Origin of the sequence: Variovorax sp. J22R115 (assembly GCF_030317005.1) — a bacterium.
Classification (GTDB): Bacteria; Pseudomonadota; Gammaproteobacteria; order Burkholderiales; family Burkholderiaceae_C; genus Variovorax.
Window position 1 is genome coordinate 276,577 of the sequence record NZ_JASZYM010000011.1, and the last position, 10,624, is coordinate 287,200.

Annotated in this window: 17 protein-coding genes and 1 pseudogene; 2 read left to right on the plus strand and 16 right to left on the minus strand. The window is 63.4% G+C overall.

Features of this window, described 5'->3' with window-relative positions:
• Positions 1–106: 106 nt before the first annotated feature.
• Entirely contained in the window at positions 107–553 is a 447-nt protein-coding gene (locus tag QTI04_RS20935; protein WP_286617405.1) for a cytochrome c, read from the minus strand.
• A gap of 151 nt (positions 554–704) precedes the next feature.
• On the opposite strand from QTI04_RS20935, the gene QTI04_RS20940 reads away from it, so the two are divergent.
• On the plus strand, positions 705–1,418 hold the full coding sequence (locus QTI04_RS20940) for a cytochrome b/b6 domain-containing protein (RefSeq protein ID WP_286617407.1): 714 nt from the start codon (positions 705–707) through the stop codon (positions 1,416–1,418).
• A complete protein-coding gene (locus tag QTI04_RS20945; protein ID WP_286601431.1) occupies positions 1,415–1,996 on the plus strand; it encodes a GNAT family N-acetyltransferase in 582 nt (193 codons plus the stop codon). The genes QTI04_RS20940 and QTI04_RS20945 overlap by 4 nt, the downstream gene beginning before the upstream one ends.
• Before the next feature lie 111 nt (positions 1,997–2,107).
• On the opposite strand, the gene QTI04_RS20950 is transcribed toward QTI04_RS20945, so the two are convergent.
• From QTI04_RS20950 to QTI04_RS21020, 15 genes and pseudogenes are all read right to left on the minus strand, one after another.
• A complete protein-coding gene (locus tag QTI04_RS20950) occupies positions 2,108–2,614 on the minus strand; it encodes a peroxiredoxin (RefSeq protein WP_286601430.1) in 507 nt (168 codons plus the stop codon).
• A 69-nt stretch (positions 2,615–2,683) separates the two neighbouring features.
• Positions 2,684–2,953 carry a 30S ribosomal protein S17 gene (gene rpsQ / locus QTI04_RS20955; protein ID WP_126837987.1) on the minus strand — a complete coding sequence of 90 codons (270 nt, stop codon included), beginning with the start codon at positions 2,951–2,953 and terminating at the stop codon, positions 2,684–2,686.
• 9 nt (positions 2,954–2,962) lie between these two features.
• Complete coding sequence (gene rpmC / locus QTI04_RS20960) at positions 2,963–3,214, minus strand: 50S ribosomal protein L29 (RefSeq protein WP_286601428.1); 252 nt, start codon at positions 3,212–3,214, stop codon at positions 2,963–2,965.
• 14 nt (positions 3,215–3,228) lie between these two features.
• A complete protein-coding gene (gene rplP / locus QTI04_RS20965; RefSeq protein WP_028250943.1) occupies positions 3,229–3,645 on the minus strand; it encodes a 50S ribosomal protein L16 in 417 nt (138 codons plus the stop codon).
• 28 nt (positions 3,646–3,673) lie between these two features.
• On the minus strand, positions 3,674–4,594 hold the full coding sequence (gene rpsC, locus QTI04_RS20970) for a 30S ribosomal protein S3 (RefSeq protein ID WP_286569496.1): 921 nt from the start codon (positions 4,592–4,594) through the stop codon (positions 3,674–3,676).
• A 16-nt stretch (positions 4,595–4,610) separates the two neighbouring features.
• Positions 4,611–4,943, minus strand: coding sequence for a 50S ribosomal protein L22 (gene rplV, locus QTI04_RS20975; protein ID WP_019657678.1), 333 nt, complete (start codon positions 4,941–4,943; stop codon positions 4,611–4,613).
• A 9-nt stretch (positions 4,944–4,952) separates the two neighbouring features.
• Positions 4,953–5,231: a 30S ribosomal protein S19 gene (gene rpsS, locus QTI04_RS20980; protein ID WP_007838132.1), complete on the minus strand. Its 279-nt coding sequence runs from the start codon at positions 5,229–5,231 to the stop codon at positions 4,953–4,955.
• Between the two features lie 10 nt (positions 5,232–5,241).
• On the minus strand, positions 5,242–6,066 hold the full coding sequence (rplB, locus tag QTI04_RS20985) for a 50S ribosomal protein L2 (RefSeq protein WP_028250945.1): 825 nt from the start codon (positions 6,064–6,066) through the stop codon (positions 5,242–5,244).
• Between the two features lie 2 nt (positions 6,067–6,068).
• Positions 6,069–6,395, minus strand: coding sequence for a 50S ribosomal protein L23 (gene rplW, locus QTI04_RS20990; RefSeq protein ID WP_286601920.1), 327 nt, complete (start codon positions 6,393–6,395; stop codon positions 6,069–6,071).
• A gap of 5 nt (positions 6,396–6,400) precedes the next feature.
• Entirely contained in the window at positions 6,401–7,021 is a 621-nt protein-coding gene (gene rplD, locus QTI04_RS20995) for a 50S ribosomal protein L4 (RefSeq protein ID WP_286601427.1), read from the minus strand.
• On the minus strand, positions 7,021–7,701 hold the full coding sequence (gene rplC, locus QTI04_RS21000; protein WP_286601426.1) for a 50S ribosomal protein L3: 681 nt from the start codon (positions 7,699–7,701) through the stop codon (positions 7,021–7,023). The genes rplD and rplC overlap by 1 nt, the downstream gene beginning before the upstream one ends.
• 181 nt (positions 7,702–7,882) lie before the next feature.
• Positions 7,883–8,290, minus strand: a complete 408-nt coding sequence (locus tag QTI04_RS21005) for a hypothetical protein (RefSeq protein WP_286617409.1) — start codon at positions 8,288–8,290, stop codon at positions 7,883–7,885.
• Positions 8,291–8,430: 140 nt separating this feature from the next.
• Entirely contained in the window at positions 8,431–9,840 is a 1,410-nt protein-coding gene (locus tag QTI04_RS21010; RefSeq protein ID WP_286617411.1) for a hypothetical protein, read from the minus strand.
• Between the two features lie 329 nt (positions 9,841–10,169).
• On the minus strand, positions 10,170–10,484 hold the full coding sequence (gene rpsJ, locus QTI04_RS21015; protein WP_028250951.1) for a 30S ribosomal protein S10: 315 nt from the start codon (positions 10,482–10,484) through the stop codon (positions 10,170–10,172).
• Between the two features lie 23 nt (positions 10,485–10,507).
• A pseudogene (locus QTI04_RS21020) lies at positions 10,508–10,624 on the minus strand (elongation factor Tu); the annotation flags it as partial.

Consider the following 10,624-nt stretch of genomic DNA (forward strand, 5'->3'; position numbering starts at 1 on the left):
CTTCGCCCACCTCCTGCCGGGGGCAACACCGGCGGCCCGGCAGAGCCGGTTCCGCAGTGTTTCTGGCAATTTGGCGCTCGGGCGGAAGGCGCTGGCTTTCGTCGAGCTACTTGTTCCTGAAGGTGTCGTGGCAGGTCTTGCAGGTTTCCCCGACCGCTCCCATCGCGGTCTTCAGCGCATCGAGATTGCCGGCCTTCGCGGCGACCAGCAGCTTGTCGGTGTCGCCCATCAACCTCTCGCTGAGTTCCTTGAACTTGGCCTGTTCCTTCCAGATCTCCGGCTTGGCCTTGCCTCCTTCGGTACCGGGTCCGAAACCGGCCCAGGGCAATCGCGATATCTGGGCCACCACCTCCGCGTTGGACACCGCCACCACAGCGTCGTACGGCACACGGCCGGCGGCCATGGCACCCAGGCGCCCCACGTGCTGGCCTTGAATGAACATCGCGCTTTGCCGGTACTTGATCGCGTCTTCAGTCTTGGCGAACTGCGCAGCGGCCGGGGCGGAAATGGCGGCGCATGCGGCAGCCAGGGTGATCAGGATCACTCGTTTCATCGTGTCTCCTTCTTGTGGTCGCGTCGCGAGGTACGGCGCTGCGGTCAGTTTAGGGATTTGCCGCCGCTCACGACTAGAGACAACCCGCAGAACGCGCGGCGCCGGAAGTTTGCTAATCTGCACGTCCCGCCGCCATGCCAAGACCTCGCCGATGACCGCCTCCTTCGAGCCCGCCGCCCGCCATCGGGGCCTGGCGGACGCCGGCGCGTCTCGCACACGGGTCTGGGATCTGCCGACGCGGCTCTTCCACTGGGTCCTGGCAGCGGCCGTGATCGGCCTGATCGCGACCGGCCTCGGCGGCATCATGGAGTGGCACTACCGGCTCGGCTACACGGTGTTGTCGCTGTTGCTGTTTCGCTTGGTCTGGGGCTTCGTGGGTGGGCGATGGTCTCGTTTTTCCGCTTTCCTCTACGCCCCGACCTCGGTCGTGGCCTACCTGCGGGGGCGGGGCCATCCCGATCACCTCATAGGTCACTCGCCGTTGGGCGCCCTGTCGGTGTTCGCACTGCTGGGCTTTCTGATCGCCCAGGTCGCGACAGGACTGGTGGCCGACGACGAAGTCTCGGCCTCGGGGCCGCTGACGCGCTTCGTCCCGAATTCGGTCGTCAGCGCTGCCAGCACTTGGCACACGACGGTGGGCAAGTGGACCGTGATCACGCTCGTCAGCCTCCACGTGCTGGCCGTGCTGTTCTATGTCGTTATCAAGCGGCACCGGTTGGTGCGTCCGATGATCACCGGCGACAAGCTGGTCATCGACGGAAGCGCGGCGCCGAGCCGGGATGATGTGGCGTCGCGCCTGCTCGCCTTCGCGGTGTTCGCCGCCTGTGCGGGGATCGCGACCTGGATTGCATCGTTGCGCGTATGAGCCACTCGGTTTCACGCCCGCTGCCATTGGCGGATACGCCGGAGATCGTGCTCATGACACCGGACGAGCCGCACGAGTTGGAGGCTGCGCGCGCGATCTTCCGGGACTACGCGGCTTCGCTCGGCATCGACCTCGGGTTTCAGAACTTCGATGAAGAACTCGCCAATCTTCCGGGCGACTACGCGGAGCCGCGGGGCGCGCTGCTTTTGGCGCTGGTCAACGTGAGTGACACGGCGGTTCCGGTCGATGCGCAGCCTTTGCAACGGGCTACAGGCGGCTTGGCGTACGTGGCGGGTTGCTGCGCACTGCGCCCGCTGGATACAGCCGACTATCCGAATGCTGCGGAGATGAAGCGCCTGTACGTGCGGCCGGCGTTTCGCGGAGTAGGGCTCGGGCGCCAACTGGCCGAGGCCATCCTGGATGCTGCGCGCGGCGCCGGCTATGCCTGCGTGCTGCTCGACACGCTCGACGACATGGAATCCGCAAGAGCCCTCTACGAAGACCTGGGGTTCGTGGACGTGCCGCCCTACTATCACAACCCAATTGCCGGGTCGCACTACCTCAAAACAGAACTTTAGCTCGCCCCCAGGCTTGCCCACTTCGTGTGGCCGCCCACCCCCTGCCGGGGGCAACACCAGCGGCCCAGCAAAGCTGGTGCCGCGGTGTTCCTGGCATTGGGGGAGCGGGGTTTAGGCTTTTGCCTGGGCCAGCAGGGTGTCGGCGTCGCTCACTTCGAACTTGCCGGGGGCTTCGACGTTGAGGGTCGCGACCTTGCCGTCCTTCACCAGCATCGAATAGCGATTGCTGCGAACGCCCATGCCGCGTGAGGTCAGGTCGAGCGTGAGACCGGTTGCATTCGCGAAGGCGCCACTGCCGTCGGCCAGCATACGGACCTTGGCGCCAGTCTTCTGGTCGCGAGCCCAGGCGCCCATGACGAAGGCGTCGTTGACGCTGACGCACCAGATTTCATCAACGCCTGCGGCCTTGAAATCCTCGAAGTGCAGGACATACCCCGGAACGTGCTTGGCGGAGCAGGTGGGCGTGAAAGCGCCGGGCAGCGCGAACAGCGCGATGGTCTTTCCGGCCGCGGCCTTGGTCACTTCGACCGGGTTCGGGCCGATGCTGCAACCCTCGCCCTCGACTTCCGAATACTCCTGCAGGGTCGCCGGGGGAAGGGTGTCGCCAACTTTGATCATCTACTGCTCCTAAAAAGAAAAACGGCCCACATTGTGGGCCGTTTTTCATGGGGCTGTGTTTGCCTGCGATCAGACCAGGACGGCCTTTTCGACCAACCGGGTCACGACCCAGTTCTTCGACTTCGAAATCGGCCGGCTTTCGGTGATTTCGATGGTATCGCCCAGCTTGTACTCGCCCTTTTCGTCATGGGCGTGGTACTTGCTCGTCTTGGCCACGATCTTGCCGTAGAGCTCGTGCTTCACACGACGCTCGACCAGCACAGTCACGGTTTTCTCGCGCTTGTCGCTGACCACCTTGCCGATCAAGGTGCGCTTGAGGGATTTTTTAGCTTCCGTCATGTTCACTCCTTACTTGGCGGCTTGGGTTTCTTGCTGCTTCTGAGCAAGAATGGTCTTGGCGCGAGCGATGTCGCGGCGCGTCACGCGCAGCGTCGAGGTGTTCGACAGCTGTTGCGTGGCCTTCTGCATGCGCAGGCCGAAATGGGCCTTCTGCAGATCCTTGATTTCAGCTTGCAAGCCCGCAACGTCCTTGTTGCGCAGCTCGGCAGCCTTCGAAGTCTTGGCCGGAGCCGCAACTTCCTTCTTCTTACGTGTTGCCATGGTGTTCTCCTCGATCAGGCGCCGAGCTGGCGTGCGACGAAGGTCGTGCGCAGCGGCAGTTTGGCAGCGGCCAGACGGAAGGCCTCGCGAGCGAGTTCTTCGGGAACGCCGACGATCTCGTAGATCACCTTGCCGGGCTGGATTTCGGCGACGTAGTACTCGGGGTTGCCCTTGCCGTTACCCATCCGCACTTCTGCGGGCTTGTGGGAGATCGGCTTGTCGGGGAACACACGAATCCAGATGCGGCCACCGCGCTTGACGTGACGCGAGATCGCGCGACGTGCGGCTTCGATCTGACGGGCCGTGAGACGGCCGCGGTCGATCGACTTCAGGCCGAAGTCACCGAACGACACCGCGTTGCCGCGGGTCGCGATGCCGGTGTTGCGGCCCTTTTGTTCCTTGCGGAACTTTCTGCGTGCAGGTTGCAGCATGTTTCTTACTCCGTAGTTCTAAGACCGATCACTCGGTCTTGGCACCGTCAGCTGCTGCAGCTGGCGCGGCTTTGCGGACGCGCTTAACGGCGGGTTTCGAGTCTGCACCCGGAGCCGCGGGGGCGGCACCAGTGGCTTCTGCGGGCTTGTCGCTGCCATCGGCCGGAGCGACGTTGCCGCCGATCGGACCACGGGCACCGGCGCGCGGGCCACGGCGGTCAGAGCCGGGACGGTCGCCACCAGGACGGCCATCGCGACGCGGGCCGCGCGGGCGGCGCTCTTCGTCAGGACGCGGCGTTTCGACGGCCGGCAGGTCGTTACGACCCAGCGTGTCGCCCTTGTACACCCAGACCTTGACGCCGATGACGCCGTAGGTGGTCTTGGCTTCCGAGGTGCCGTAGTCGATGTCTGCGCGCAGCGTGTGAAGCGGCACGCGACCTTCGCGGTACCACTCGGTACGTGCGATTTCGATGCCGTTCAGGCGACCGGCCGACATGATCTTGATGCCCTGGGCACCCAGACGCATGGCGTTCTGCATCGCACGCTTCATGGCGCGGCGGAACATGATCCGCTTTTCGAGCTGCTGGGTGATGCTGTCGGCGATCAATTGGGCATCGATTTCGGGCTTGCGCACTTCTTCGATGTTGACCGCGACCGGCACGCCGAGCTGGCGACCGAGTTCACGCTTGAGGTTCTCGATGTCTTCACCCTTCTTGCCGATCACGACGCCCGGACGTGCCGAGTAGATCGTGATGCGGGCGTTCTTGGCGGGACGCTCGATCAGCACGCGCGAAACGGACGCGTTCTTGAGCTTCTTCTTCAGGTACTCACGCACCTTGATGTCTTCGGCCAGCATGCCGGCGAAGTCGCGGTTGCTTGCGTACCAGCGGCTGGACCAGTTACGGCTGACCGCAAGGCGGAAGCCGGTTGGGTGGATTTTCTGTCCCATATTTCTTCCAGGCCTGTTAGTTGCCAACCGTCACGTACACATGGCACGTGGGCTTGCTGATGCGATTGCCGCGACCCTTGGCGCGCGCGGTGAAGCGCTTGAGCGTGGCGCCTTGCTCGACGTAGATGGTCTTGACCTTCAGTTCGTCGATATCGGCACCGTCGTTGTGCTCGGCGTTGGCGATGGCCGACTCGAGCACCTTCTTGACGATCACAGCGGCCTTCTTCTGCGTGAATTGCAGGATGTTGAGCGCTTGATCGACCTTCTTGCCGCGGATCAGGTCGGCGACCAGACGGCCCTTGTCGACCGAAAGGCGGACGCCGCGGAGGACTGCACGTGTTTCAGACATGGTCGTTCCTTACTTCTTCTGGACTTTCTTGTCCGCGGGGTGCCCCTTGAACGTGCGCGTGAGCGCAAATTCGCCGAGCTTGTGGCCGACCATCTGGTCGGTGATGTACACGGGCACGTGCTGCTTGCCGTTGTGCACGGCGATGGTCAGGCCGATGAACTCGGGCAGAACCATCGAGCGACGCGACCAGGTCTTGATCGGCTTCTTGTCCTTGGTCGTCACGGCCTTGTCGGCCTTGGCCACGAGGTGGTGGTCGACGAACGGACCTTTTTTGAGAGAGCGAGTCATTTGCTAACCCTTACTTCTTGCGACGCGACACGATGAAGACCTGCGTGCGCTTGTTGTTACGGGTCCGATAACCCTTGGTCAGGTTGCCCCACGGGTCGACAGGATGACGGCCTTCGCCGGTCTTGCCTTCGCCACCACCGTGCGGGTGGTCGACCGGGTTCATCACCACGCCGCGAACGGTCGGGCGGATACCCATCCAGCGCTTCACACCGGCCTTGCCGAGTTGGCGCAGGCTGTGTTCTTCGTTGGCGACTTCACCGATGGTCGCGCGGCACTCGACGTGCACGCGGCGGACTTCGCCCGAACGCATGCGGACCTGGGCGTATACGCCTTCACGGGCCAGCAGCGTGGCCGAGGTACCAGCCGAGCGGGCGATCTGCGCGCCCTTGCCGGGTTGCAGTTCGATGCAGTGGATCGTCGAACCCACGGGAATGTTGCGGATCGGCAGCGTGTTGCCGGCGCGGATCGGGGCTTCCGAACCGCTCAGCAGCGTTGCACCGGCTTCAAGACCGCGCGGGGCGATGATGTAGCGGCGCTCGCCGTCGGCGTAGCACACGAGCGCAATGTGAGCGGTGCGGTTCGGGTCGTACTCGATGCGTTCGACCTTGGCCGGGATGCCGTCCTTGTTGCGCACGAAGTCCACCACGCGGTAGTGGTGCTTGTGACCACCGCCCTTGTGACGGGTCGTGATGTGACCGTTGTTGTTGCGGCCGGCCTTCTGGAATTGCGGCTCCAGCAGGGCTGCGTGCGGCGCACCCTTGTACAGGTGGTCCCGCGAGATCTTCACCGCGCCGCGTTGGCCGGGCGAAGTGGGTTTCATCTTGATGACGGCCATGATTAAGCGCCTTCCCCGACGAGGTTGAGCTCTTGACCAGCCTTCAGCGTCACGTAGGCCTTGCGAACGTTGTCGCGACGACCCATGGACTTGCCGAAGCGCTTGGCCTTGCCCTTGGTGTTGAGCACCGACACGCCCTGGACCTCGACCTTGAACATCAGTTCAACGGCGGCCTTGATCTCGGGCTTCGTGGCGTCCTGCAGCACCTTGAAAGTGACGGCATTGGACTTCTCGCCAACCATCGTGGCCTTCTCGGACACGATCGGGGCGACCAGCACGTTCATCAGGCGACCTTCGTCGAACTGACGCTGTGCGGGAGTAGGGTTCATGCGGCTCATGCGAACATCTCCTTGAGCTTGTCGACGGCACCCTTGGTGACCAGCACCTTCTTGTAGTGGACCAGCGACACCGGATCGGCGTAACGCGGCTCGACCACGAGCACGTTCACCAGGTTGCGCGAGGCCAAGTACAGGTTCTCGTCGACTTCCTCGGCGATCACGAGCACGGACTCGAGATTCATCGCCTTGAACTTGGCGGCCAGCGCCTTGGTCTTGGGCGAGTCGACCTTGATCGAATCGACCACGGCCAGACGGCCTTCGCGAGCGAGTTGCGAGAAGATCGACGCCATGCCGGCGCGGTACATCTTCTTGTTGATCTTCTGCGAGAAGTTTTCGTCGGGCATGTTCGGGAAAACGCGGCCGCCCCCACGCCACAGCGGCGAGGAAGTCATACCGGCGCGGGCGCGGCCCGTTCCCTTTTGCTTGAAAGGCTTCTTGGTCGAGTGCTTGACCTGTTCGCGGTCCTTCTGGGCGCGCGTGCCTTGGCGGGCATTGGCCTGGAATGCGACGACGATCTGGTGAACCAGGTCTTCGTTGTAGTCACGGCCGAACACGGTTTCAGGGGCGTCGTACTTCGACGCGGCCTGGCCTTGTTCGTTCAGGAGTTCGAGTTCCATTACTTCGCTCCTTCAGCGGCTTGCGGCTTGGCCTTGACGGCCGGACGCACGGTGACGAAGCCACCTTTCGAACCCGGAATCGCACCCCTGATCAGGAGCAATTGACGGGCTTCGTCGATACGGATCACGTCGAGGTTCTGGGTCGTCACGGTGACGTCGCCCAGATGGCCCGTCATGCGCTTGCCGGGGAACACACGACCGGGATCTTGCGCCATACCGATCGAGCCGGGCACGTTGTGCGAACGGCTGTTACCGTGCGACGCGCGCTGCGAGCTCATGTTGTGGCGCTTGATGGTGCCAGCGTAGCCTTTACCGATCGAGGTGCCTTGCACGTCGACCTTCTGGCCCACCGCGAACACGCTGGCCGCGGCGATGACGCCGCCAGCCTTGTGCTGACCAGCCGTATCGGCGGTCACGCGGAATTCCTGGATGATTTCGCCTGCTTCGACACCCGCCTTGGCGAGGTGACCGGCTTCGGGCTTGGTCACGCGCGATGCCTTGCGCGAACCGAACGTCACTTGCAGTGCGACGTAGCCATCGTTCTCTTGGGTTTTGATCTGGGTCACGCGGTTGTTCGACACATCCACCACCGTGACAGGAACTGCGTCCCCGTCATCGGTGAAGAGACGCATCATCCCCACCTTGCGGCCCAGCAACCCGAGGGAGTTGCTCAGACTCATTGGTTTTCTCCAAAACTCCCGCCGCTGCCACTTCAATTGGCGACAGCGTTTGGTATGCGGAAGAAGGTTGATAAAGTTCTGCGCAAATAGCGCTCTGGCGAGCGCAACTTAGGCAGAGCCGAAGATTATAGCCCGCAAGTGCTTGCAGGCGCAAGAGGCGAGGAGAATCGACCCGTGAGGGCTACTTCACCGGCATCGGGAGGATCTTTTCGCCCCCGGGCGTCTGCTTCAGGTCCCCGCTAGCCGGCAGAGCGGACGCTGCCTTGCCGACCTGCAACGGGATCGACGTCGCGCTGGTCGCGCCATATTGAGTCGTGAAAACATGGAGATAGCCAGCGCCCTCCGCGGCAAGCGTGACCTCCACCGTCAATGTGGTGGCTACGCCCGCCGGGAGCGTGCGCGTCACCTCGGTCGTACCGAGCGACACGCCCCCGTCGCCGGTCAGCCGCAACACGGCCCCATTCGGGTCGGTGATGCCTTCGAAGCTGAGTTCCACCGGGATGGCCTTCCCCGCCTGTGAGGTCGCATCTGGCACCCGGAACCGCACGACGATGCCGGAGCCATTGGCCTTCAGGGGGGCGGCCTTCATCGACCCCTTCGCTCCAGAGGCCTTCGTGGCGGGAGGATTACCAGCGCTGTCGGCGATTGTCGATTCATGGGCGCTCAGCGCCAACAGCACGGCAACAGCGCCAGCCCCGGCGCGAAGTCCGGCGTTCGCAAAACCGCGCCTCATTGAATGGTGACGGTGAAACATGTCTCTGCCGAGGAGTTGTTGAAGTCGTTGATTACCAGAACGCTCTCGCCAGCCGGCAGGCCGACCGAACTCGCCTCCGTCGTGCTGACGGCGGTGGCCTCTGCGATCTGCCTGCCGCTGTAGACGACGAAATCCGGATCCGACGCAGGGGGACCGGCAACCGTGATCGTGTAGTTGCGTGCTGACGGCGTGGCGAACCTGAGATACACATAGTTGCCGAGCTTGTTGCGAAGACCCGCCTGGTTGGTCACACACGCAGACGTGCTCCCGCCCACTGTGGCGGTGCGATAGAGGGGAAGCGAGTTCGCCGCACCCGTGATGCCTCCGTTGTTCGTCTCCATCGTGCCGAACGGATCATTGGCGGCGGCGCTGATGTTCTGGGCGGCGAGGAGCGCCGCCAAAGCCGAAGCGCTTGCGGGTGCGGCCGAGCCGAATGCCGCAGTAAAGGGATGGATGGACGTGACGGCAAGGCCGCTCTTGAACGAAACGGCGGTCAAGGTATCGTGAATCGGCTTGAATCCGACCATGCTGTTCAGCTTCCACAAGATGGAATGAATGGATGCTTCCCGATACCAGCCCGGGTTGGGACTGGCGCCCGCCGTCAGGTCGACATTGGACCCGCTCGCCTGCCCCATTCCGACCGCGTCGGTGTAGTTGCCGCGGGCGAGGGCGATGCCGGACCATGCGTTGCCCCATCCTTCCGAAAACGCGATGCGCCGATCCAGACTGTCCGCCATGGAGTGACTGCCCCCCGGCGAATCGTCGCGGCTGAACGACGATTGGTAGTAGTGGCCCCATTCATGCGCAATCACCGAGGCGTCGTACTCGTCGGTGTCGACATTTTCCTTCCCGAGCACATAGATGGCCGCCGCCCCGTCCTCGTCCGAGAAGTAGGTGGTACCGATCTGGCCCAACGAAGGGTTGCCATCTGCAGGCACGTTGTTGACGCTCCAGAAGACGCGCAGTGCAGGAAAGACCATGTTCGGCGCCACGGACAAGACCTTGGCCTGCGCAGCGTAGACCGTGTCGAGCACGGCAAAAGGCGCTGCCGTTCGGCCCGAGGTATAGCTCGATCCGCCCCAGCCGGATGGTGCGTGAAGATTGCGCGTGCCCGCCTCCGCGCCGATGGAGAACGCTGGGGTTTCCATTGCGTAGACGGCACTCGACTGGGTATTGTCCCGGACGCTGACATCCCAGCTGCCCGCCGAGCCGCGCTGCAGCATCTGGGCCTTGACTCGAACGATGACAGCGGCGCCGGAGGGCACGGAAACGGAATAGGCGCCGTTGGGATCCGTTGCCGTGGTGGCCAGGATCGCCGGCGACGCGGCATCGACGATTTCCACGACGGCGCCGCGAACCGGCTTCGCCACGGTCGCCGAGTACATGAGTGCGCCCGTCGCGTTGGGAACCGAGTCGTAGGTCGCAACGCCATTGAGCGTGACCGTCGCCCCACTGGAGTTGTTGGCGCCGCTCAGAGCCAGCGCCGCCGGGTTGCCCCCACCGCCACCTCCGCCGCACGCGCCGAGCAGCGTCAGAGCAGCCAACGCCAATCCTCGCCAGAACCAGATTCGTACCATGCACAGAGCCCTTGTTCGCGTGGCGGCAGCAGATGCCGCTCTGTCTAGGATCTAGGATGCCACAGCCACAGCTCGCGACATAAGAACAAAGCCCGATTGCACTGCTGCAATCGGGCTTTGGTGGTAAGCAAAGGTACTTACTGGAGCTTGATTTCGACGTCCACGCCGGCCGGCAGGTCGAGCTTCATCAGCGCGTCCACGGTCTTGTCGGTCGGATCGACGATGTCCATCAGGCGCTGGTGCGTACGGATCTCGAACTGGTCACGGCTCGTCTTGTTGACGTGCGGCGAACGCAGGATGTCGAAACGCTTCATGCGGGTCGGCAGGGGCACGGGGCCCTTGACGATCGCGCCGGTGCGCTTGGCGGTATCGACGATTTCTGCTGCCGACTGGTCGATCAGCTTGTAGTCGAACGCCTTGAGGCGGATGCGGATTTTTTGCTTGGTGGCCATGGTGATTCCTTTGTGCGTACGACTCAGATGTCGAGGATCTTGGCCACGACGCCCGAACCGACGGTGCGGCCGCCTTCACGGATGGCGAAGCGCAGGCCTTCTTCCATCGCGATCGGGTTGATCAGCTTCACCGTGATGGA

Excerpts from the sequence above, each read along its gene's own strand:
- rplW (WP_286601920.1), bottom strand. The coding sequence starts at position 6,395 with ATGAACCCTACTCCCGCACAGCGTCAGTTCGACGAAGGTCGCCTGATG.
- QTI04_RS20950 (WP_286601430.1), bottom strand. The coding sequence starts at position 2,614 with ATGATCAAAGTTGGCGACACCCTTCCCCCGGCGACCCTGCAGGAGTAT.
- QTI04_RS20945 (WP_286601431.1), top strand. The coding sequence starts at position 1,415 with ATGAGCCACTCGGTTTCACGCCCGCTGCCATTGGCGGATACGCCGGAG.
- rplC (WP_286601426.1), bottom strand. The coding sequence starts at position 7,701 with ATGAGTCTGAGCAACTCCCTCGGGTTGCTGGGCCGCAAGGTGGGGATG.
- QTI04_RS21010 (WP_286617411.1), bottom strand. The coding sequence starts at position 9,840 with ATGTACTCGGCGACCGTGGCGAAGCCGGTTCGCGGCGCCGTCGTGGAA.
- rplD (WP_286601427.1), bottom strand. The coding sequence starts at position 7,021 with ATGGAACTCGAACTCCTGAACGAACAAGGCCAGGCCGCGTCGAAGTAC.
- rpsS (WP_007838132.1), bottom strand. The coding sequence starts at position 5,231 with ATGACTCGCTCTCTCAAAAAAGGTCCGTTCGTCGACCACCACCTCGTG.
- rpsQ (WP_126837987.1), bottom strand. The coding sequence starts at position 2,953 with ATGACGGAAGCTAAAAAATCCCTCAAGCGCACCTTGATCGGCAAGGTG.
- rpmC (WP_286601428.1), bottom strand. The coding sequence starts at position 3,214 with ATGGCAACACGTAAGAAGAAGGAAGTTGCGGCTCCGGCCAAGACTTCG.
- rpsJ (WP_028250951.1), bottom strand. The coding sequence starts at position 10,484 with ATGGCCACCAAGCAAAAAATCCGCATCCGCCTCAAGGCGTTCGACTAC.
- QTI04_RS20940 (WP_286617407.1), top strand. The coding sequence starts at position 705 with ATGACCGCCTCCTTCGAGCCCGCCGCCCGCCATCGGGGCCTGGCGGAC.
- QTI04_RS20935 (WP_286617405.1), bottom strand. The coding sequence starts at position 553 with ATGAAACGAGTGATCCTGATCACCCTGGCTGCCGCATGCGCCGCCATT.
- QTI04_RS21005 (WP_286617409.1), bottom strand. The coding sequence starts at position 8,290 with ATGAAGGCCGCCCCCCTGAAGGCCAATGGCTCCGGCATCGTCGTGCGG.
- rplP (WP_028250943.1), bottom strand. The coding sequence starts at position 3,645 with ATGCTGCAACCTGCACGCAGAAAGTTCCGCAAGGAACAAAAGGGCCGC.
- rplV (WP_019657678.1), bottom strand. The coding sequence starts at position 4,943 with ATGTCTGAAACACGTGCAGTCCTCCGCGGCGTCCGCCTTTCGGTCGAC.
- rpsC (WP_286569496.1), bottom strand. The coding sequence starts at position 4,594 with ATGGGACAGAAAATCCACCCAACCGGCTTCCGCCTTGCGGTCAGCCGT.
- rplB (WP_028250945.1), bottom strand. The coding sequence starts at position 6,066 with ATGGCCGTCATCAAGATGAAACCCACTTCGCCCGGCCAACGCGGCGCG.